The following is a 23,266-nucleotide window of genomic DNA, read 5'->3' on the forward strand; positions in this document are numbered from 1 at the left end:
GGAATAATTTTGAGTAGGCGGCTTCAACCAACTATAAAAGCCCTCTAAGGAGGGCTTTTATCTTTAAATTTCTTTCTTAAGTCTTATAACTTCTCTACTTATTTTCAAAATCGTGTCATTAATTTCTTTAGTATAATCATATTTAGTTTCTTCCTTTTTTCTTCCCATAAAGTGATTGCAGTAATTATCTAATTTGTCGCAAATTTGACGCATTTCAATTTCTGATTTTATCAAGAGTGGGTCTTCACCATATTTAGTTTGGTCCAGATGAAGCTGAAAGTCATATAAATCTTCAATGTTTTTTTCTAAAGTGATACCCACATTTTCAATTATTTTATCTAGTTTTGAAAAGTCTAAGTTAGTTTCATGAAAAAGCTTATCAATCAAGAACATTAAGTCACTGAAAATAAGCATATTTTTTTCATTTTTTTTAATTATCTTTTGGAAAGATTCTAAGTTTTCTGAATAATCAGTTCCTATAATTCTCCTTGCACAGTAGTGTTGAAATAGGCTAAACCCATCATATTCTCGGCTTTTATGCCAACTGGTATGTAATTCACGTGTTTTGTCTAAAATTAACTCTATAAGTTGTTGAGACTTCTTATATGTTTCCTGATTACGCCATGATAAAAAACCAATAATAGCAATGATAGGCGTTAAAATAGTTGCTGTTATAGTTAGAATTTTATTTATACCATCTATACTAAAATTGCATTGTAAAGACTTTCCTTGACATATAGTCATATACTGAAAAAATCCGCAAACTATAAGAACACAAATATATACAAGCAAATAATATCCAACATATTTTTCAATTTCTTTCATTTGTGATTTCATAAAACTAAATTAATATCCTGATTTATGGTACTTTAATTCATACCACCTTTTTATTAAAAACTATTATCTTAGCTTATATCCTTGAATTTACTTTTGTAGCTGTCAGTTAAAGTTGGCCAAATGACGCAGTATTGGCCAACTTTTTTATTGTATAAAACTCGAAATTATTTAATATTTTTTAAAGTAATTACCAATAACTTCCGGCTTCATCTGCTCTTATGCGGTCACATCTTAATTTAGTGCAAAAATGAATTTCAACTTGTCTTAAGAATACTGCAGAAGTTCTATCGCTTATGCCTCTAAAACGCATAGTATATTCAGCCATACGTGATTGCATCCTATGCCCATCAGTTAAATAACATAAACTTATTGGATCTGTGGTAAAAAAGTTCTCAATCTCCTTAAGTGTTTGTTTGAGATCATTTTCAAATCTATCCAGTGAATCTAGTTGAGCTAATATTGCTCCCGTTTTTCGTCTTAATTCAGCAGGACTAAATTCCTGACCATCGATTATTTGGTCAAAAAGTTTTACTGCATCTCTTAAAGCTTCATTTAACCATTTTACTTTTCTATCAGGGATATCAAGCTCTCTTTTATCAAAAAGAGATAAATGGGGAATATGTCCAATTTTATGGGTTGCTTGGTAAATTAATCTTTCTTCATCATCTTCTTCAAGTTCTACCCTAAATGTTTTGACTAAAATATTTGGTTTTTGTGCTTTATAACGGCGATTTAGCTCTTTTATTACATCTTCACCCAATTCAAAATTTAATCTTGCATATCCACTATGTACACTCTTAATTAATTCCTCTAAATCTTTAATTCGTTGGATATATTCATCTTTTCTATCAAGATAATCTTGTACTCGCCCTAATTTGGATTCAGCTTCTTTTGTCTTCTTGAATAGCCTAATACTACTCATTACATTTTCATGAGCTTGAAATTTATTCTGGGCGCAGTCTTTGCCCATTATACTTAAAGAACCGTCATTCAATGCGATTACATACCCATGGAAGTGGCCTTGACCACATTTACCATGTTCATCAGTTAAGCAACATTTTAGTTCTGCATCTCTTATTTCGTATTCTGCAATCACTTTAGAAAAGTTTAATGGGGTTATTGTTAAGTTTTCTTCATAACCCGATAAACTTAGTAATTCTTGGTGAGATTTAATTGTTGGATTTGAGCTCATGTTTCTCCTTTATATATTAATTAGAAGATTGCAGTATAATTAATATACTGCATAATAAATAGATATACATTTTTTGATGCAAGCTATTGATATATAAAATTTAGAGTGTTTTATTAGAAAAATATTAAAAAATATTTTTGTCTTTAATTACCAATTGGCCCTAAAAGAGGGATCCTCTTTCGCATTAAGTTCAAACGGGAACTATGACGGCACAGCTATTTATTATAAAAGGCTTGGTTGAGGGCTGATCTAAGGTATCTATAGAGCAGCCCATTTATCACTTAATTTACATATTCAAAGTCTTTTCCAAAAATGAATCACTTTTAGTTTTCCAGACATTAGCAGGCACTGGATGTTTAGCATCCTGAATAAGTTCTAAGGTATTTGAAATATCTTTACTGTCGAGTAATTGATGTAGCTGAATACTTTGCTTTGGGTCAACAATAGGGTCTTTGGCGCTAACCAGTATAAGAGTAGGTGGATATTGAGATGAAATCGGTAGCGATGATCTTGCAGTGGATGCAGTTTCAATATTTTTTTCAGCAGCAATCGATTCATTTATCTCATTCATAACATTTGACGGTAGCGTTCTAGTGTTAGAACTCCACTGAGCATACATACCTTTAAAATCATAAAATCCAGATACCAAAATCAAAGCGTTTATCTTTCCAGAATTTGCCACAACATTCGCTATAGAAGCACCACAACTAATTCCAACCACTGCAACTTTGTTTGGATCAACATGAGGTTGTGATCGAGCAAAATTAATGGCTTGAACAAGATTATTTTGTGAAGCTTTACCACAAAAATCTGATTTTCCAGAGGTCTCACCATATCCACTCATAGATACAGCAAAACTAAAAAAGTTCTTTTTAGCATATTCATTTAACAAGCCTGAGCGTACAAAGGCTTTAGCACCTTGTTTGTCTTTCTGAATGCCATGTAAGAAAATAATTGCTGGATACTTTTTATCGGCTAAGAGGTTTGGCCCTTTCCAATAAATCTCAGTTGTTTGATTATTTGCTGTTAAAAGTTGATGCTGTGCTTGCTGGGTATAAATATAAGGAAGAATCGATACACGAAAAAAGGCATAGAAGCCAATAACTAAAATTAAAGGAAGAATGTAGGAAAGGGCTATATTCTTTTTCTTCTTAGGAAGCATGTAGAACTCTTGTAGTTATTTATAAGTATGCGTGATTCTCTAACTATTGAAATTTAAAATCAATATATAAGTTTATTAATTGTTTTTGCTAAATTGAATAATCAAGGCAAGGTTGGGAAAGTTTCCCCGCTTGGGAAACTTTCCAATTTATGAATTAAAGATGTTTTTGAAAAAATGGAATAATTTTTTCTAAGGCTTGAGCAATAGGTTCAGGTTGGTCATATAAGTCATAATGGCTTGCACCTTTAACCACAAAAAGGTTCTTATCTTTAGAAGCAGCTTTGCCATATAACTCATAACCATCGCGATAAGAACCGAATCCACCCGCTATATCACCAATCACAATTTGTAAGGGTTGAGTGAGCAAGTGTTCTGCCAAATGAAATGCATCGAACCCAACAGCAGCAGCTAAACCTGAAAAGCGAAGTTTATTTGATGAACCTTCTGCCTGACCGCGCGGAGTTTTGTAGTAATCAATCGCTTCTTTGATATCAATATCATTGATTCCAGCTTGCTCACGCTCTTGTTGTGAGTTTGGAATGTACTGGGTAATAAATGGTTCCGCACCACGCGCTTCCGCAGTTCGCTGCGCAGCAATGGCTTCTAAAGTTTTAATCGCAGCTTCAGGTGTTTGGTCGCCTTCACGCATTAAACGACCATAGTTTGCTGCAACCACAGTTGCGACTGCTTTAAAACGGCGTTCAGTCATAGCAGCATTAACAGCATAACCACCGCCACCACACACACCTAATACACCAATACGGTTTTCATCAACATAAGCAAGCGTTGTTAAATAGTCGGCTGCACAGCGGAAATCTTCTACACGTGTTGCAGGGTCTTCAAGAAAACGAGGTTCACCACCACTAGCACCTTGATACGATGCATCAAATGCTAAAGTAATAAACCCAGCTTCAGTGAGTTTTTCACCATAAATTGCGCCGGCAGTTTGTTCTTTACAGCTACTAATTGGATGCGCACATACAATGGCTGCATATGTTTTGTTTTCATCGAAATCTTTTGGAAAACGAATAGTTGCAGAAACATCGATATTTTTATTTTTGAAAGTTACAGTTTTCATCATCTTCTCTCCGAAAGAAGAACTAGGTCGATGAAATTAATATAACCGTAGTGATTTATTATGATAATCCACTATAATCAGATAGCACTTATATTGAATACTTATAAATAATGAAAGAAAATTTAAATGATTTGCATACTTTTATGGTCGTTGCTCAAGAGCGAAGCTTTACCCGTGCAGCCGCAAAACTCAGAACGTCACAGTCAGCCATTAGCCAAACACTCCGTAATTTAGAAGACCGAATTGGCATAAAACTATTATCAAGAACTACCAGAAGTGTCGCACCGACAGAAGCAGGTGAATATCTACTGAATTTGCTTCAACCTGCAATAGAAGAAATAGAAAATGGCATAAATCAAATTAGTGCTTTAAAAAATGATCCAGCAGGAACATTACGTATTAGTGCAGATGAATATGGAATACAAAGTGTTTTATGGCCAGCAGTTGAAAAAGTCATACAACAATTTCCAAAAATTTCAGTAGAGATCATATCTGATTATGGTCTTGTCGATATTGTAGAAGGGCGTTTTGATGCAGGACTTAGAAGAGGCGGTTTAGTTTCTAAAGACATGATCGCTTTACAGGTGAGTGAGCCAATACAAATGCTAACAGTTGCAACCAAAGAGTTTTTAGCTCGTTATGGTCATCCAAAGCATCCAAAAGATTTAGTGGAATACCAGTGCATTAATTTAAGATTACCCACACATGGTGAACTCTACCGTTGGCAATTTACCAAACAAGGTAAAACACAAACAATTACTGTTAATGCTAAAGTTGTTTTTACAACCTTATCTCCAGTGCTTCAAGCAGTAAGGAGCGGTGTAGGAATCGCTTATCTACCTATTGATATGGTTCAGCCTTATATTGAAAGTGGTGAACTGGAAGAAACGCTGAAGGACTGGCGACATAGCTATGAACCATATCACTTATATTATCCCCATAGACGTGAGCAAGCACCTTTATTAAATATCTTAATTGATGCGTTAAAAGAAAATTTTAATAAAAAATAGCTGCGCATAAGACTTATGGTTTGAGTCAATGATTAGAATTTTGCTGCTAGTTAAATAAACACGGATATCTCGACAACATCCGTGTCTTAAAAGACCTAAAATGAACTATGTTTTTTCTCTGCCAAGAGCATGGTCTGTTTAAGCTGCTTACGATTAAAACCTAGAAACTCAATCACATTTCTAAATAATGCGGGTGCTTTGGCAATTGGGGTATTGATTTTAGGTACAACAGTCATATCTTTACGCCGTTCTATGCTTTCAACTACACCCGAGACAACTTCTTCAATAGATACATATTTCCAAATACCCGAGTTACCTTTCCACACAGCTTTACCTGCTGGGTCATTTTGAATACTGTCCATCATTGGGGTCTTAAAGAAGGTCGGATGAAGGCTACCAACATCTATATTTGAATACTTTAATTCTAAGCGGAGACTGTCACAAAGTGCCCAAACACCTGCTTTACTCGAAGTATAGTGAGTGTTTAACGGGGAGTGAACGAAAGCTGCCATTGAAGATACAGCCAGTAAGTATCCCTGAGTTTGTTTTACATACGGTATAGCTGCGCGAAAAGTACGAAATACCCCTGTAAGGTTAATATCGATGGTTCGCTCAAAGGTTTCAGGAGCCATATGTTCTAATGCTTCTGTTGTAGCTATGCCAGCATTTGCAATTACCACATCAATTTTACCGAAGTGTTGAGCTGCATTTGCCATAGCCGTTTCTAGGCTTTCTAAAGAGCGTACATCGGCTACCCAACCTGCGGCAATGCTTTTTCCACCTAGCTGTTTTACCTGACTTTCGGCTTTGCTAAGGTCTAAATCTAGGAGTGCTAGTTTTGCGCCTTTGGCTTGTAATGCTTGAGCAATCGCAAGTCCTAGTCCACCTGTTGAACCTGTGATGACCACAACTTTATCTTTTAATTTGTACTTAGACATATCAGATTTCCAGACATTTTTATAAATGAGTTTTAAGGAAATGGATTATTTCTGGACAGGTTTAGATTCATTTTCAAGTTGTTGAAGTAATCCCTGCAATTTCTTATGGCGTACAACCATTGCATCACTACCTGCATTAAACAGTCCGCGTAATATCGAAAACGGAACCCAACGCACTGGAGCAAAAATGCGTGGCTGACGGCGCTGTACACCTTTTACAATTGCTTGCGCCATATATTCCGGAGAAATAGGTTTGCGTAACCATGCCGGAAATGCTGCTTCAATCATCTTCGTTACAGTTGCATTCCCCCCAAAGGCAACCTTGGCGATTGGTGTTGCTGTCCAGCCTGGATAGACAACGCTGGCTGTTGCACCTGTATATGCAATCTCTGTACGGAGACAGCGTCCAAGCATTTCTACTGCCGCCTTTGAAGCCGCATATGGAGCATTTGCCATTCCATTAACGAAGCAATAAACAGAAGAGGTTATGAGGATTTGTCCTTTGTTGCGAGTCACCTCTGGTAAGGCAGCACGGGCTGTGCGCCAGACACCAAGTAAATCAACCTCAACAATTTTATCGAACTCAGCTTCATCACAGCTAGCAATTGTCGAAGCACCATCACGCCATGAGATACCTGCATTGGCAAAAGCTATATCAAGGTGTCCAAAGTGTTTTATTGTTTTCTGGACTACATCTTTTGTGGCTACTGCATCAGTAACGTCTAGCGTTAATGGTAAAACACGAGACGCCTCAAATTCAGATGCAAGTTTATCTACAGCTTCCTGTTGCATATCGGTGAGTACCATGTTTGCACCTAATGCATAAAATTCACGGGCTGTTGCTGCACCAATTCCTCCAGCGGCTCCTGTAATTAAAACAACTTTTTTGTTAAGGTCATATTTCATGGTTTTTCTCCAAATATTTTAAATTTACTGTTACTTGACTGGAACGATGCGTTTAAGAAAGTCGATCTGATCACGAACAACACGCTCAAAAGCTTCTCCAACGTAAATTTCAAAATGACCATCGGCGTAGTGCTTAATTTCATGATTGGGTGTATGGCTCGCATGACGCAATGTTGTTTTTGAAGGCGCCACCGAGTCGGTATCGCAGACACAAAACAACACGGGGGCTTGAATACGTGATGTCTTACGGCCCGGGTAATAGCGTATGATGTCGAGTACAAAACGTGCAGCGACATAGTTTGGAATATTTGATCCTGAAGGCATGAGTGCGAGATAACCTGAATAAGCGTCAGGTGCATTCATTAATGCTGTATGTCCTGTTGGAGCTGCAAGAGGCACCATGACTGGCTTGGCGGCGAACATTGATCCAATCTTGTCTTTTAAAGCGAGTCCCGTGAGCTTAAGTGTCGTTATTGGGTTCATTGCCATGCTAGATGAGAAACCATCAGTGAAGGGGCATTGTGATATAACAGCAGCAAGCCGATTATCATTAGCAGCTGTTGCCAATACATGGCCTCCACCGAAAGAAGTCCCCCATATAACTACGCGGTTTGGATCAATTTTTTCTAGGCTACGTGCATAGGCAATAGCGGCTTTCCAGTCTTCGAGCTGACTTTTTATATCTAGTAATTGTCGAGGTTGTCCTTCGCTATCACCAAAATAGCGATAATCAAACACTAAACAAGCATAACCCTCTGCCACAAAGCGCTCTGCAAAAGCAGTTAAACGCATTCTTCGAGTACCACCCAGACCATGCGCCATCACAATAATTGGTGTAGTGGCTTCGGCCGCTGGACGATATAAATAGGCAGTGCATTTCATGCCATTTGAATCAAAATGAACATCCACTGGCGCTTGGGTCACATTATTTAGACTTTTACCCATCGTATTTTTCTCAATATTGGCTATAACGCTATCTTCTAAAAAATAAAGAGATAGGGCTTGATGAAAGCTGCCATATTGCTTGACACTTTGCGCCAAAATTTGGATTGAGTAGGTGTGTTTAGTCATTTGCTTTTGTTTAAAAGCTTTAAGTACACTAATTGATAATTGGCGCCAAATTAGAACTATACGGAATGAATGGATTGAATAAACCGTTGTATAGAAGAAGGATTTCTGAAATCTATGTTCAGTTATTATTTGAATATCTGGAAAAACTAGGACATGACCCAGAAAAGGTGCTGGGTGAACCGTGTCCTAAAGCAGATTCAAATCATTTAGAAGGTGTAGATATCGACCATTGGGAAAATCTTCTCAGTATTGCTAAAAATTATTTAAATGACCCTTTTATTGGTTTACATGTGGGTCAAACCATTACAGCTCAGCATTTAGGTGTTTTGGGATCTGTATTTCTTGCCTGTGAAAATCTAGGGGCAGTTTTAGATAGGTTCGAGCGATATCAGCGGCTTGTCTATGATGTTTATCCAGCCACTGTGCGTATTTATACTGAATATGTAGAGCTTTCATGGGATACAAAAGGTGAGCAAGTCGGCCCTTTATCGGACGAAACTGGCCGTACCGTTATAGTTCAATTTTGCCGTAGTCTCATTAGAGGAAAAGAAAGACTTAAAGAAATACATTTCATTCATGAACAGCCTGAAAATGTTCAGCCTTATGAGGAGTATTTTGGTTGTGCTGTGCTTTTTGAACAGCCTGTGGCACTTATGCGTTTCGATAAGGAAATCTTAAGTCTACCGCTTAAAAACTCCGACGCGGCCTTAGTTGCCATACTAGAAAAACATGCTGACAAGTTACTGGCAAGCCTGCCACATATTGATGAAATTACAGACCAAGTCCGTAAACAAATTGCTTACTTACTTCATCAAGGCGAGCCAACTATTGAACAGCTTGCAGAGCGATTAAATTATTCACGTAGAACCTTGCAACGCCGTTTAACCGAGGCAGGTACAAATTTTCGGAAAGAATTAAATACTGTCCGTTATGAATTAGCAAAATCGTATTTAAAAGATCTAAGGCTACAAATTGTAGAAATAGCCTTACTGTTAGGTTATGCCGAGCACAGCCCATTTACACGGGCTTATAAAGAGTGGTCGGGTAAAACGCCACAACAAGCCCGTGAGGAAATGAATAACTGAGGGTAGAGCTTCTTAAAAGAAGATGTGCATATATTTTTGAGTTTTCATTCATCGTTTAATGCACATTCAAAATTACTTGGGTTTTCTTTACATCTTACTTTTTTCAAAAAATTCATCATTTTAGGGTCGTAAATACCTGCCTTGGTTAGCTGTATACGTGCCTCGCGCATCATTTTCATATAGTTTAATTGCTCATTTTTAGGAATATCCATCCAATATTTTGAAGGAATATCACTTTCATATTTGGCAATAATGCCAAAGGTTCTATTTAGTTGGCTGGCTACCCAAGTCCGCGACTTTTGCCCAAAACCTGCTGGAAACTGGTCTTTACGAATAATAAAGTTTGCTGAAATTTGAGTTAAAGGAAAACGAACAATTGCTCCTTTCTCACCTAAACCTTTGTGTAGTTCAAAAGGTTTAAATGCCACAATAGGAGCGGGCACAATATCAATTTCATGATTATTAAACTTCGCACCGGCATTGGTGACGTCTACCGATACAGCCTGACCTCCAACATGTTGAACAAGCTTTGGTTGCGCTTCATCATATTTAAATACCCCAATTTTTTTACCGGCAGCTTTAGCGAGTGTATTGATACTTCTATCATTTACAAATAAATATGCAGGGCCAATTGTGCCTAAACCTGCAATTTCATAAGGACCGACCACCATGTTTTTTGCGGCCATTGGTGAAGACAACAGCTTATAGGCATTAATTGCCGTTTTCATACTTGTTAATGCGCCAACTGCATCTAAAGATCCTGTATATTTATTAAACTGACGGCCACGTAAACCACTAATAATAGCGCCATCACACTTACCGACTTTTAAATCTTCAGCCGCAATGCGTTCATCTACATATGCTTTTAAAGATAGATCAGCTCCCCAGTTTTTAGCTTCAAGTGCATAGTCTTTGGCTAAAGCGAAAGCATCTCCCGATTTACCAATTGGGTCATACACACAAACGACTTGTCGTTTGGCATAAATAGTTGTTGTTAAACATGTGCTTGCAATAAGTAAAATAGTTTTAAAACGATCCATATTTAATTGTCCATTATTTAAATTATAAAAATTATTTTATGAATCTTGCTTAGATTAGATATGACATTTAAATAAGAATTTAAAGAGAAAAGGTCAAAAGGTAGCCTTAATTAGCACCTTATTTTTTTAATTGTATGGCTATGTTGTATATGAATAGAGATCTAAAGTGAGCTAAATTTAAAGAACAGCTGTATACACGTACTATACCTTTTTTTCAAGCATGCAAAGAGGTTTTTAATATATTTTATTTAAATTTCAATAATATACACAATAATTTGAGTTTCGGTTTTTAATTTTAACAGGCTAAAAGTTTTGAGGCTTAAAAGGAGATTTAGAAAAAGAAATCTGTATAGCAGCCAGTAGTCGCAAATACATCTTGTAAGTAGCTCAGCTCACTAGGGTAAATATAAAAGTGTAATGACAACTTACAGGAAGTTGTCTAGAAAATTATTCTGGTTAAGATTAGAAATAGGGTTTAATACATAAGCATCCAATAGAACCAGCTTAGGCGTTTAGTAAGTTGCTTGAGCAACAGATGCAGTTGAAGAAGCCTTTAATAATTTAGTGTAGTGAAGTATAAACGGCGTAGTAACAATGCAGAGTAGCCAGAGCTTTATATATGGTAGGTTTCCAAATCTTTTATTTAACATAATATACATTATACGAACAGTTGTATAATTCAATATTGCCCCATAGCTTGGTAGCTATCTTTCATTTGTTTGTAGTGCTTATTTCTTTCTAGCTATTGCGGCACTTTTAGCTATGTGGAATGAATTTTTATTCTAATTAAATTCAGCACTAGCATCTTCTGACGTTGCTATTGATAGATAATAAATAGGATTTATAAAATCTAATTAAATAGAAATTATGATTAGGTTTGGCTAATAATCGCTTGTTTGATTTTTATTGAGCTTTTTCTCTACCTAGCGCTCCTAGAAATTAAAACTATATTTCGCTAGACCATTTTCCTAAAATCTTTAAAGTCTATGCTAAATTCTAATTTATTAACTCTGATATGCTCCAATCCGCAATATAAAGCAAATTTAATTACAGATTGGTTGAATAATGTATATTTAGTCACATTTTTATTGAAATCTATATTTTATTTCTCAGTAATAATTTTGAAATATAAATTATAAATTAAAAAATGAATTATATTTTTATTAAATATTTTAATGTATATCATGCTGTTTTAATTTGCAGTCTGTTTTTTTATTAATCATTATTTTATAAATTTTTATAAATAACAATAACTTAATATTGTTTTAGTGGTTTTATTATTAATAAATTTTTAGAAATTATAACTATTACATTATTTAAAGTATTTAATGTGATTTATATCACGTATAAATTAATGATTTTTTATTATTTAAAGCTTAATGATTGTTTTTAAATTAAAAATAAGGTATCACATATATATAAACTATTTTATAAATAGGTATATAAAATGAAAAATAATATATTTAAACTTCTTGTTTTGATGGTGCTTTCCTCTTCCCCACTATTTTGTTATGCGAGTAACACAATAATGATAAGAGGAAATATTGTTGAAGATACATGTTCAAGAGAACATAGCGAGATAGAATGTGTTGAGGTAAATAATTTAAATATTAAACTTGATAGTGAATATTTAAATAAAGATAGTCTTTTTAAATTAGCTCAACATACTGAGAAAATGGACACAAGCATTGAGAGCATAAGTTCTAACCACAAAGTCGTGCTTATTAATTACCATTAATATCCCAACTTATTTCTGCAGTAAGTTTGATGAAAGAGTGATTTGTCGAATTGACCGCATTTTTTGATCAATTAATTGATGAGTCACTCTTTTTTCATAAAAAATGACTATTTGTATATTTTTTCTGTATACATATGCATAATTTATTCTATATAATTATATTCTATGAATTTAAGCTTATTTTTCACATAATTTGTTTAATTCTTTTTTATTTACATCGTGTTCTTATGTAATTTTCTTCTCTTCATAGCTTTTCTTTTTTATAAAATAAAAAAACTTTCATAAACAATAATATAGGCTATTGATGGTCGGCCTGAACTTCAAATACTAAACGTGATTTAATTAAAATTATGAAAAAATAATGTGATCTAGTTTGCATTTTGTTTAAGAAGTGTTAAGATCGCCGCATTACTTTTCAAGATGTCAAACACTGGAAAAGTAAGGAAATAAACTTTTATCCAGACTTTTGAGAAAACACTATGAAAAAACTTGCTTTGATCGCTGCTCTTTCGGTTGTAGGGATTGCTAATGCTCAAGCTGCTGATGGTACAATTACAATTAATGGTTTAGTTACAGACAAAACTTGTGACATCGTTACCCCTGCTGGTAAAGACTTCACAGTTACTCTTCCAACTGTTTCTAAACAAACTTTAGCTGTTGCTGGGGATGTTGCTGGTCGTACTCCTTTCCAAATCAACTTAGCTAACTGTTCACAAGGTAAAGTAGCTACTTACTTCGAACCAGGTGCAACTGTTGACTTTAATACTGGTCGCTTACTTAACCAAGACGCTACTGGTGCTAAAAACGTTAACGTTCAACTTTTAGGTAGCAACAACAACTTCATCCCAGTACTTGCTGCGGGTGCAAACGGTGCTCAAGCTAACTCTCAATGGGTTGACGTAGCTGATGGCGCAGGTGCTGACCTTAACTACTACGCTGAATACTATGCAACTGGCGCTTCTACTGCTGGTAAAGTAACTACTTCTGTTCAATACACAATTATCTATCAATAATTAATTGATAGCGGGGTTTCTATGTCCGCATGGAAACCCTGTTTTGTGTAACGCTTTCCTGAATCTTTCTTGGTTGAGAACTCGAAAATGAAATTGAACAGTTATAATTTTTTGTTAGGTTTAGCATTTGCTTCAGCAGTTATTGCACCTGCTACTCAAGCAGAAATTGTAATTCATGGCACTCGTGTAATTTACCCGTCAGATGCTAGAGAAGTTACGCTACAAGTTAGCAATAACGGTTCAAAGCCAGCACTTGTCCAAGCTTGGATTGACGAAGGTGACCCAAAAAGTACACCGGACCAATCAAAAGTTCCTTTTATGATTGCTCCTCCTATTTCTCGTGTTGAAGCAACGAAAAGTCAGACTCTTCGTATTACAGCTTTACCAAATGCTTCTCAGTTAAATCAGAAGCAAGAAACAGTTCTGTGGTTGAATATTTTAGATATTCCACCAAGACCTACTTCAAAAAGTGAAGATACGACGCCTGATAATTTCTTACAACTTGCAATTCGTTCACGTATTAAATTCTTCTATCGTCCTTCATCGATTAAAGAAGATGCGAATTTAGCATCAGATAAGCTTCAATGGATTAAATCTGGTCAAAATTTAACGGTAAAGAATCCTACCCCTTTTCATATCACAATGACTTCTGTTTACCAAAAGGCAGGTGATAAAAAAGTAGATTTATTACCTCAGGGGCTAATGATTAAGCCTTTCTCTGAAGCGTCAGTTCAGCTTAAGAATGGCAACCTTCAAGATATGAGTTTTATTAACGTCAATGACTACGGTGGTCGCGTTGAGCACCCGATAAAACTTCAGTAATCAGATTTATCTTTTTAATAAATTTAAGCACCTATATGTGTAGGCGGACTTAGCTATGCCAAAAAAAAGGCAAGAATCTTATAAATTATTAAAACGCCATATTTGTTACTACTTGGCTTCTGGTGTTGTCACAATGACAATGCCTGTATTCGTGCATGCTGAAGAAACAACTACGAGTGCTCCAGTAGAGGCTGAATTTGATTCTGCTTTTTTAATTGGGGATGCTCAAAAAGTTGATATTTCTCGTTTTAAATATGGAAACCCTGTTTTACCAGGCGAATATAACGTTGACGTATATGTAAATGGTCAATGGTTTGGCAAACGTCGTATGGTCTTTAAAGCATTAGACCCTAATAAAAATGCAGTAACGTGTTTCACAGGAACAAACCTGCTTGAGTACGGCGTTAAACAAGACATTTTGTCTAAACACACTACCCTTCAAAAAGAAAATAATAGTTGTTATAAAATTGAAGAGTGGGTTGAAAATGCATTCTATGAGTTTGATACCTCTCGTTTACGTGTAGATATTTCTATTCCGCAAGTTGCTTTGCAAAAAAATGCGCAAGGTTATGTCGACCCAAGCGTATGGGATCGTGGTATCAATGCTGGTTTTCTGTCTTATAGTGGTAGTGCTTATAAAACATTTAATCAGTCGAATGATCAAAGTGAAACAACAAACGCATTTATGGGCGTTACGGCTGGTTTAAATATTGCTGGTTGGCAATTACGTCATAATGGTCAATGGCAATGGCAAGATACCCCTGCTGAAAATCAATCTAAGTCAGATTATCAAGAAACAAGTACATACTTACAAAGAGCTTTCCCTAAATACCGTGGTGTTTTAACGCTTGGTGATAGTTTTACCAACGGCGAAGTATTTGACTCTATTGGTTATCGTGGTATCGATTTCTCAAGTGATGACCGAATGCTACCAAATAGTATGTTAGGTTACGCCCCGCGTATTCGTGGTAACGCAAAAACCAATGCAAAAGTTGAAGTTCGTCAACAAGGCCAACTTATCTATCAAACAACTGTTGCACCAGGTAACTTTGAGATTAATGACCTTTACCCTACTGGTTTTGGTGGGGAAATTGAAGTTTCTATTATTGAAGCAAATGGTCAAATACAAAAATTTTCGGTTCCATATGCTTCAGTTGTACAAATGTTGCGTCCAGGTGTAAACCGTTATTCTTTAACTGTAGGTCAGTTCCGAGATCAGGATATCGACCTTAACCCTTGGGTAATTCAAGGTAAATACCAACAAGGTATTAACAACTACCTAACAGGTTATACAGGCATACAAGCTACAGAAAATTATGCTGCTGTATTGTTGGGGGCTGCTTTTGCTACACCAATTGGTGCTGTTGCATTAGATGTGACGCACTCAGAAGCTGACTTTGAAAAACAGTCATCACAATCTGGGCAAAGTTTCCGTTTAAGCTATAGTAAGTTAATTTCTCCGACTAACACAAACTTAACTCTTGCTGCATATCGTTACTCGACAGAAAACTTCTATAAATTACGTGATGCTCTACTTATTCGCGATTTAGAAGAAAAAGGTGTAAACACTTATGCGGCTGCGGGCCACCAGCGTAGTGAATTCCAAATTACTTTAAACCAAGGACTTCCTGAAGGTTGGGGAAACTTCTATGTAGTGGGTTCGTGGGTTGACTATTGGAACCGTAGCGAAAGTACTAAGCAGTACCAAATTGGTTATAGCAATAACTACCATGGTTTAACTTATGGTTTATCTGCAATTAACCGTAAGGTTGAGTACGGTTCAAATGATGCGACGCATGATACTGAATATCTAATGACGCTTTCATTCCCAATTAACTTTAAAAAGAATTCAGTCAACGTCAACGTTACTGCTTCTGAAGACAGCCGTACTGTTGGTGCAAGTGGGATGGTTGGCGATCGCTTTAGTTATGGTGCCTCTGTTTCACATCAAGACTATGCAAACCCAACGTTTAACGCTAATGGTCGTTATCGTACGAACTATACAACTGTTGGCGGCTCTTATAGTATTGCTGACTCTTACCAACAAGCAATGGTTAGCTTAAGTGGTAGTGTGGTTGCACATTCAGATGGTATTTTATTTGGACCTGAGCAAGGCCAAACAATGGTACTTGTACATGCACCTGATGCAGCTGGAGCAAAAGTTAATAATACTGTTGGTTTAAGCGTAAATAAGGCTGGTTATGCGGTTATCCCGTATGTAACACCTTACCGCCTAAATGATATTACGCTTGACCCACAAGAGATGTCGAGCCAAGTAGAATTAGAAGAAACAAGTCAACGTATCGCACCTTTTGCTGGTGCAATTGCGAAAGTGGATTTTGCGACCAAGACAGGTTATGCAGTCTACATTAATAGTAAAACTGCTGATGGCAACAGTTTACCATTTGGAGCTCAAGTCTTTAATCAAAAAGATGAAGCTGTAGGTATTGTTGCGCAAGGTAGTATGATTTACTTACGTACCCCACTTGCTCAAGATAGTCTCTATGTAAAATGGGGCGACGAAAGCAATGAGCGTTGTTCAGTTAAGTACAACATCAGTAATCAGTTGCAAAATAAGCAACAAAGCATGGTAATGACTGAGGCTGTCTGCAAATGAAAAGAATATTATTAACAGGTTTCTTATTTACGGCTGGTCTTGGTGTATATGGTGAAGCTAATGCCGCTTGTACCCCTGAAACTGGATATAACAAAGTATTTAAGACAGTAGATATTCCTATGGCAGTTGGACGTGTGGTAGTTCGTCCAACTGATGAAGTTGGAAAAGTATTAAGAAAAGCTACCTTCCCAATTACTCCTAATGGTTCAACTTACTGGTGTGATTCATATGGAGGATATTTAGAAGCTAATCTTACACAAAATTATGCTATCAGCCCCATAGGAAATAGTGTCTATTCAACAAATATCCCTGGGATTGGTATTCGCCTATATCGTGAAGCAGAAAATGCTACAAATTTCTCTGGTTATTATCCTTACCGAGCAGCCACTCAAAGGAACACAAGATATACGCTAGCAACTGGATATTTTGTTGTCGAAATTGTGAAAACTGCTGCGCAGACTGGTTCTGGCACCTTGGTACCTGGCCGTTATAGTACTTATAATGCTTCTGGTTATTCAGCTGTTCCATGGTTAACAAGTACTGTATATGGTAATGCAATTACCATTGCTTCTTCTTCATGTGAAATTCAAGGTAATATCAATAAAGTTGTACAGCTTCCAACCGTTACAAAGGCGGGATTCAAAGGCGTTGGTTCTACTCAAGGCGAACAAACCTTTGATATGAATATCTTATGTAATGGTGGTATCAACCCAACAGGTTATGAAGAGAAAAACCTCATTAGTTTAACTTATGACTTTACCCAAGACGGAACAAACACTCAGGTACTCGCAAATACTGCTCCAACATCTGAAAAAGCAAACGGCGTAGGTGTACAGTTACTCTGGAACTATCAAAATAAAAATCAGGTCATCAAAAAAGGTGACAAATTAGCCTTAGGTACATTGTCTTCTAACCAGACAATTCAATATAACGTACCAATGACTGCCCGCTACTATCAAACTGCAACAAATGTGACTGCTGGTAAGGTCCGTGCAATGGCTACTGTAACTATTGAATATGATTAATCATATTCAATAGTTTTTTAAACCTAATAATTTTAAATATTAATAATAAATTTTGTTTTATCACTACTTTCTAAGAATTTTATACTTAACTTAATAGGAATATTTATGAAAAAAATAGGTATAGTTGCTGTTAGTGCAATTACATTATGTTGGGCAATGTATGAGGTATCTTCTGATAATACGACTACCGTATCGCAGAATGAATCTAGCCAAAAAGTAGCATCTAAAAGCATTTCGTCCACTACAAAGAATGAAAAGTTAGCGTCTCAAACCCTCTTGGCTAAAACTACCGCCCTTAATTCCTCTGCCCCAGTCTGTAAATATAATTTTGATGCGACTCAAGAAGATTATGATCTCTGGAACAATGAACATACTGACTATTGGCCAATTAAAATATTCCCATTAATAATTGGCCAAAAATTTAGTCTTAAAGTAGAGCCTATGCCAGAAAATGAGTATGGTACTGTAGAGTATGTAGCTAGAAGTAAAGCTAGTCTTAATTCTACTAATGACATTGGTGATTTAATAATACCTCACACAGGTATTATTGCATTTGAAATAGAGCTTAAGATCCCAACCTCAGCTCTTGGGAGGTCATCACTTGGTAATTCTGCTTATTACTCTTCTGGCATTGGTTTTAATGGTGTAACAAATAATGGCTATACAGTCAGATCCAATTTTAGGTTTAATATGGGTACTTATGATCCAGATTTTGGTGAGAATCCTGCTAGATTAAGCTATTCTGTAGCTTACCGACTTAGTGATGAGACTGGCCCTGACAGTCGATATTCTAAAGGTCAAAACATGACAAATAATGCAAATGGATACCAAAGATTAGGTATTTATATTAATCAGAACACTAAGCAAGTTGGCTTTATTATAAATGGTGTTGATCAAGGATATAAATCTACTTTGCCTGCGCCACTTGAGAATATACGCTTTTTTGTTTCAAGTGATATATCAATAGATGCCGAACAATTATTTGGACAAGAGTTGTCGAACGAACTGATTACTGACCGTAATGCGCTACAGTTTAACTACCCTCAGGGTACCACTGACATGTGTGGTAATGTAATTTAAGATATAAAACTATAAGTCATAAAGAAGGGCTGAATCACAGCCCTTTTTTCTTTCATTTAGAAATGAATGACAGTACGAATTGATTTACCTTCATGCATTAAATCAAAAGCAGTATTAATGTCTTGTAGAGGCATTGTATGCGTTACAAAAGGCTCAAGTTGAATCTCACCTTTCATAGCATCTTCGACCATTTTAGGAAGTTGTGTACGACCTTTTACCCCACCAAAAGCAGTACCCAACCACTTACGGCCCGTCACTAACTGGAATGGGCGTGTCGAAATTTCTTGGCCTGCACCAGCTACACCAATAATAACAGATTGCCCCCAGCCACGATGTGCACATTCTAGAGCCGAGCGCATAACATTGACGTTGCCAATACATTCAAATGAATGATCTACACCCCAGCCTGTCATTTCTACAATCACTTGCTGAATCGGTTGGTCATAATCTTTTGGATTTAAGAAATCAGTAGCACCAAACTGCTTAGCAAGTTCAAATTTATCTGGGTTTGTATCTACGACAATAATGCGCCCTGCTTTAGCTTGACGTGCACCTTGTACAACCGCCAAACCAATACCGCCTAGACCAAATACAGCAACAGAATCACCTTTTTGTACTTTTGCTGTGTTATGCACGGCGCCAATACCAGTTGTCACACCACATCCAAGTAAACAAACTTGTTCGTGATTCGCTTCAGGATTGATTTTAGCCAAAGAGACTTCTGCAACTACCGTATATTCACTAAAGGTTGAGCAGCCCATGTAGTGGTAAATTGGTTCGCCGTTATATGAAAAACGTGTGGTGCCATCTGGCATTACACCTTTACCTTGAGTAGCACGTACCGCAACACACAAGTTGGTTTTTCCAGATTTACAGAATAAGCATTCTTTACATTCAGCCGTGTAAAGTGGAATCACGTGATCACCTGGTTGAACGCTTGTTACGCCCTCACCTACTTCAACCACAACACCTGCGCCTTCATGACCTAAGATAGCAGGAAAAACACCTTCTGGGTCATCGCCAGATAATGTAAAAGCATCGGTATGACATACCCCTGTATGGGTAATTTTTATTAAAACTTCACCCGCTTGAGGTGGTGCAACATCAACTTCAACAATTTCTAAAGGTTTTCCTGGGGCAAAGGCGACAGCTGCACGAGATTTCATCTTTGGGTTTCCTTTAAATCATTCGGTATTTATAGTCGAGCAAAATAGATTATATATTGATAATACAAGAGCTTAATTTTGCTTAAATTAAAATTGGCTTTCATGACAATCTATCACAGCATAGCCAGTCAAATACATCTAAGCAAGCCTACATTCAAAAAAGTAGAAAACCTCTTACTTGAAGAGGTTTCTTATCAAATCATTATCTTATAAGCAGCTTATTTTTACTTAGAGGTAAATATCTGGTGGATATGGTGTGTTATCACTAATTGGTGAGTAAAGCGTATTTTCAATAAAGAAGCCATTTGGGGCTTGAGTGGTATCAATCGTAATTGAATCATACATAACTTGTGGATATGCCCAGATAAATTGCTTCATTAACCCTAAAGAAACATTGTTTTTCATGTCACCAAAAATTCGTTGCCAAATAGGTGTTCGATATGGCTTAGTTTTATCAAAACCATAGATATAAGCAATAGAGGCATCGGGAACAAAACCAGATAAATAAATGACTTTATTGGCAGGGTAGCCTAACCCTTGTATAGGTATTTGGGAAACTGCCTGATGTGCCAAGTCTAAGCGAGCTTCTAGCAACCAGTCATAAGCTTCTGTCATCATGTAATCAAAATTAGGATATGAATAATGTTGGCTTGGATAGTTAATATAAGTAGCTAATGTCTGAATTGGGGACTGAATGGAAGGAAAGAAAATGAGCGGACTAACTTTGGCACTGGAATATTTTGCTTTGATCACAGTACGAATGTTTTGACAGGTTTGTCCTAATTTATTTCTAAGCCATGTTTTAAACTCATCATAAGGCGTTCCTGTTTTATTCATTGCCTCATAGATTGTTCCCAAATCTGGTGCATATAATCCTGTATCTGCATTAAAAGCCAATTTTGTTGGGTAGTCATACACACAAGGTAGATTGGTGTCAGTGTTATACCACCACCAAGGTTCACCAATCTGCATATTTACATCGCATCCACCCACTACCATTGCATCTGCAAACTCAATAAAGACTTTATGTAGATATGCCAAAGCATTCTGGTGACTTAAACTAAAAAAATAGCTCGGTGGTTGGTAGCCTGTTTTACCTAAATTACTGTTCCAGTCACGCTGTGCCCAATATTCATTGGCGCCCAAGGAATACATTTCAAAGCTGACCCCAAAAATGGGTTGCAAACTGGCACTATGCAAAGCCTGAGCATATTTCTCATGCCATTTACGAGTGCATGAGTTAACGACCGCCTCGCCTGTCACCAACGTATCAGGTATTTGCCATTTATTAATATCGCTTTTCCATGTCATTTCTGGATAATGCGACATTCCACAATAGTGGTTAACGAAACCCTGGTATCCCAAAGCGACCATATTGTTGACTAGGCGTTGCGGGTTTAAGTCATAGTGGTCATCATAGCTGGTGCAGATGCCATAATTATGCTGTGGCACAACTACACGGCTCAAATTTAACTTTGCATTTGTTCCAGTTACAACGGAGTTAGTGAGGCGAATGTAGCCATCTTTTGGTTGACTTAATGGTATAGCGGTTTGACCATTATAGTCACTGGTAAAGCCAGAAAATGAGATTCGCTGAATATTGGTTACCGGAAAGCTATCTGTAGCAGAGAAGCCTGATTTTACTGTATCCCAATTAATACGAATATGCGCCGTTCGCGAGGAAGGATTATTTGCGTAATTAAATAGAACAATATATGCAATTTTATTTACGCCATTTTCATTGTAGTACACCGTTAAAGTGGGCGTTAAACTTGGATTGTTAAGCACTGGCATCGTGGCAGATAGCTCAATATCGAAGTCCCAAACCACCCCTGCATAGCTATATTTGGTTTGATACGCTAAAAATTTATGATCTTTAGTGTCATAAGAATCCCAAGTAATTCCTACCAAATCATTTGTCATACGTGATCTAAAAGATGCTTCAAAACCATTTCCATAGTTCGTAATGGCGAAAGACATCGTTTGCGGGCCGTCTATTCTCCAATAAATAGGGCTAAACCGATCAATAAGTGTATTCTGAGTGATTGGGCGAGGTGATGTATTAGTATTATTTTGTACATTTTGTGAGTTAGTTATCATGTCTACATTCTCTTAATGTATTAAGAGGTTTTATATTAAATAATAATTCCTATTTTATTGTTCAGATAAGTAACAATGACGTTTAAATTATTTACAGTTTATATTTTTCATAAAGTTCAAAATAAAATTAAACATGAAATCTTAATATTATCCTAAAATATTTTTACACTGAGGAGTTAATAAATGGCAACTTTTATACAGCCTATAAATTTTAAAGGTTTGTTTTTATTTACTCCTCTTGTATTTGCATTATCAGGTTGTACTGAAACTGTATATTCCAACACAACGTCAACTGCAAAGAGCTTTTCGGAAAGTAACGCTTATCCAGAGATCGACACAGCATTAGGAGAAAAGATACAGCCTAACGAAGAGTTGCTCGCTCAAAACATAGCTCAAGTCATTGAAAAGTCAATTCGGGAACAGTATACGGCTGGAAATGCTTTACGTGATGCACATCCTAAGGCGCATGGTTGTGTTCGTGCCGATTTTCATGTCTCAAAAAATATACCTGCCCAGTTTGCTAAAGGAATGTTTATTCCAGATCGAAGTTATCAAGCATGGATTCGATTTTCTAATGCTTCAAATGATGCCTCTAATGCCGACATTAAAAAAGATGCACGTGGCATAGCAATAAAAATTTTAGGTGTGTCTGGACAGAAAATTTTAGAAAGTGAAAAGCAAGCAACTACTCAAGATTTTATTATGATTAATCATCCAGTCTTTTTTGCGAATGATGCTAAACGATATCTTTCTTTTATGAATGACGTGAATAGCCATAATATGGTCAGAAAACTTCACATTCCATTTGCGTTAGGTTTTAAGGGAACAATGAATGCTCTTGGAGCACGTAATTCACAAATTGCAAATCCATTATACGCACGTTATTGGTCTATGGTTCCCTATCAGTTAGGACTTGGCAATGATCGACAAGCAGTTAAATATTCAGTACGTGCTTGTTCAATGCAGCCAAACAATCTACCCAAGAATCCTAGTCATGATTTTTTAAGAGAAGCTTTAAAGAAAACTTTGCAAAGTACAGATGCTTGTATGGAATTTCTTATTCAACCACGAACTTCAAATCAAATGTTGGTAGAGGACTCAATGACAGAATGGGATGAAAAAGCAGCTCCTTTCTATCAAGTAGCAACTATTCATATTCCCAAGCAGAACTTTGACACACCCGAGCAAAATAAGTTTTGTGAAAATCTGTCTTTTACACCATGGCATGCCCTATCTGAGCATAGACCATTAGGCGCAGTAAACCGAATGCGTAAAGTCATTTATGAAAATATCAGCAGAGTTCGACATGATATGAATTCAGCTCTTAGACAAGAACCTTAAATACTTTAGCCATTGTAGTTTGGTGTAAAAATTTTTCTAAAGATG

19 protein-coding genes and 1 pseudogene are annotated in these 23,266 nt (G+C 36.5%); 10 read left to right on the top strand and 10 right to left on the bottom strand.

From position 1 onward, the window contains the following. Positions 1–63 precede the first annotated feature (63 nt). Positions 64–825, bottom strand: a complete 762-nt coding sequence (locus AAC388_RS08905; protein WP_227063727.1) for a hypothetical protein — start codon at positions 823–825, stop codon at positions 64–66. Positions 826–1,024: 199 nt separating this feature from the next. Then, on the bottom strand, positions 1,025–2,029 hold the full coding sequence (locus AAC388_RS08910; RefSeq protein ID WP_342371532.1) for a hypothetical protein: 1,005 nt from the start codon (positions 2,027–2,029) through the stop codon (positions 1,025–1,027). Positions 2,030–2,204: 175 nt separating this feature from the next. On the opposite strand from AAC388_RS08910, the pseudogene AAC388_RS08915 reads away from it, so the two are divergent. After that, positions 2,205–2,270 (top strand): annotated as a pseudogene (locus tag AAC388_RS08915) (GNAT family N-acetyltransferase); the annotation flags it as partial. 45 nt (positions 2,271–2,315) lie between these two features. On the opposite strand, the gene AAC388_RS08920 reads toward AAC388_RS08915, so the two are convergent. Both AAC388_RS08920 and AAC388_RS08925 read right to left on the bottom strand, forming a co-directional pair. Continuing rightward, on the bottom strand, positions 2,316–3,191 hold the full coding sequence (locus tag AAC388_RS08920; RefSeq protein WP_342371533.1) for a prolyl oligopeptidase family serine peptidase: 876 nt from the start codon (positions 3,189–3,191) through the stop codon (positions 2,316–2,318). 154 nt (positions 3,192–3,345) lie between these two features. Further along, the gene (locus AAC388_RS08925; protein WP_342371567.1) at positions 3,346–4,269 is read right to left on the bottom strand and encodes an alpha/beta hydrolase; all 924 of its coding nucleotides are present in this window, start codon (positions 4,267–4,269) and stop codon (positions 3,346–3,348) included. 110 nt (positions 4,270–4,379) lie between these two features. Here AAC388_RS08925 and AAC388_RS08930 point away from each other — a divergent pair, with 110 nt between their 5' ends. Beyond that, on the top strand, positions 4,380–5,279 hold the full coding sequence (locus tag AAC388_RS08930) for a LysR family transcriptional regulator (protein ID WP_130120734.1): 900 nt from the start codon (positions 4,380–4,382) through the stop codon (positions 5,277–5,279). 95 nt (positions 5,280–5,374) lie between these two features. Here the strand turns inward: AAC388_RS08930 and AAC388_RS08935 are convergent, their stop codons facing one another. From AAC388_RS08935 to AAC388_RS08945, 3 genes are read right to left on the bottom strand one after another with little or no spacing between them, the layout of a single operon-like run. After that, complete coding sequence (locus tag AAC388_RS08935) at positions 5,375–6,217, bottom strand: SDR family NAD(P)-dependent oxidoreductase (RefSeq protein ID WP_342371534.1); 843 nt, start codon at positions 6,215–6,217, stop codon at positions 5,375–5,377. A 45-nt stretch (positions 6,218–6,262) separates the two neighbouring features. Then, positions 6,263–7,123: an SDR family NAD(P)-dependent oxidoreductase gene (locus AAC388_RS08940; protein WP_342371535.1), complete on the bottom strand. Its 861-nt coding sequence runs from the start codon at positions 7,121–7,123 to the stop codon at positions 6,263–6,265. Between the two features lie 30 nt (positions 7,124–7,153). Then, positions 7,154–8,068, bottom strand: a complete 915-nt coding sequence (locus AAC388_RS08945) for an alpha/beta fold hydrolase (protein WP_342371568.1) — start codon at positions 8,066–8,068, stop codon at positions 7,154–7,156. 191 nt (positions 8,069–8,259) lie between these two features. On the opposite strand from AAC388_RS08945, the gene AAC388_RS08950 reads away from it, so the two are divergent. Then, complete coding sequence (locus AAC388_RS08950; protein WP_342371536.1) at positions 8,260–9,279, top strand: AraC family transcriptional regulator; 1,020 nt, start codon at positions 8,260–8,262, stop codon at positions 9,277–9,279. A gap of 44 nt (positions 9,280–9,323) precedes the next feature. Here the strand turns inward: AAC388_RS08950 and adeT1 are convergent, their stop codons facing one another. Next, entirely contained in the window at positions 9,324–10,319 is a 996-nt protein-coding gene (gene adeT1 / locus AAC388_RS08955) for a putative multidrug efflux protein AdeT1 (RefSeq protein WP_342371537.1), read from the bottom strand. A gap of 1,447 nt (positions 10,320–11,766) precedes the next feature. On the opposite strand from adeT1, the gene AAC388_RS08960 reads away from it, so the two are divergent. The 6 genes from AAC388_RS08960 to AAC388_RS08985 all read left to right on the top strand — a co-directional run bounded on the left by AAC388_RS08960 (position 11,767) and on the right by AAC388_RS08985 (position 18,614). After that, positions 11,767–12,057 carry a hypothetical protein gene (locus tag AAC388_RS08960; RefSeq protein WP_005069200.1) on the top strand — a complete coding sequence of 97 codons (291 nt, stop codon included), beginning with the start codon at positions 11,767–11,769 and terminating at the stop codon, positions 12,055–12,057. 479 nt (positions 12,058–12,536) lie between these two features. After that, positions 12,537–13,070 (top strand): fimbrial protein, encoded by a 534-nt coding sequence (locus tag AAC388_RS08965; protein ID WP_002113678.1) that lies wholly within the window; start codon positions 12,537–12,539, stop codon positions 13,068–13,070. 87 nt (positions 13,071–13,157) lie between these two features. After that, positions 13,158–13,892, top strand: a complete 735-nt coding sequence (locus AAC388_RS08970; RefSeq protein WP_017398844.1) for a fimbria/pilus periplasmic chaperone — start codon at positions 13,158–13,160, stop codon at positions 13,890–13,892. 55 nt (positions 13,893–13,947) lie between these two features. Further along, positions 13,948–16,509, top strand: a complete 2,562-nt coding sequence (locus AAC388_RS08975) for a fimbria/pilus outer membrane usher protein (RefSeq protein WP_342371538.1) — start codon at positions 13,948–13,950, stop codon at positions 16,507–16,509. Further along, positions 16,506–17,534, top strand: coding sequence for a fimbrial protein (locus AAC388_RS08980; RefSeq protein WP_342371539.1), 1,029 nt, complete (start codon positions 16,506–16,508; stop codon positions 17,532–17,534). The genes AAC388_RS08975 and AAC388_RS08980 overlap by 4 nt, the downstream gene beginning before the upstream one ends. 105 nt (positions 17,535–17,639) lie before the next feature. After that, positions 17,640–18,614 (top strand): DUF4882 family protein, encoded by a 975-nt coding sequence (locus AAC388_RS08985; protein WP_342371540.1) that lies wholly within the window; start codon positions 17,640–17,642, stop codon positions 18,612–18,614. A gap of 56 nt (positions 18,615–18,670) precedes the next feature. Here the strand turns inward: AAC388_RS08985 and AAC388_RS08990 are convergent, their stop codons facing one another. Further along, positions 18,671–19,780 carry an S-(hydroxymethyl)glutathione dehydrogenase/class III alcohol dehydrogenase gene (locus tag AAC388_RS08990; protein WP_262729749.1) on the bottom strand — a complete coding sequence of 370 codons (1,110 nt, stop codon included), beginning with the start codon at positions 19,778–19,780 and terminating at the stop codon, positions 18,671–18,673. Positions 19,781–20,008: 228 nt separating this feature from the next. Then, on the bottom strand, positions 20,009–21,880 hold the full coding sequence (locus AAC388_RS08995; protein WP_342371541.1) for a phage capsid protein: 1,872 nt from the start codon (positions 21,878–21,880) through the stop codon (positions 20,009–20,011). A 183-nt stretch (positions 21,881–22,063) separates the two neighbouring features. Between AAC388_RS08995 and AAC388_RS09000 the strand changes: the two genes are divergently transcribed. Then, positions 22,064–23,221: a catalase family protein gene (locus tag AAC388_RS09000; RefSeq protein ID WP_342371542.1), complete on the top strand. Its 1,158-nt coding sequence runs from the start codon at positions 22,064–22,066 to the stop codon at positions 23,219–23,221. Positions 23,222–23,266 lie beyond the last annotated feature (45 nt).

The organism is Acinetobacter sp. D009, assembly GCF_038562025.1.
GTDB classification, from domain to species: domain Bacteria; phylum Pseudomonadota; class Gammaproteobacteria; order Pseudomonadales; family Moraxellaceae; genus Acinetobacter; species Acinetobacter pittii.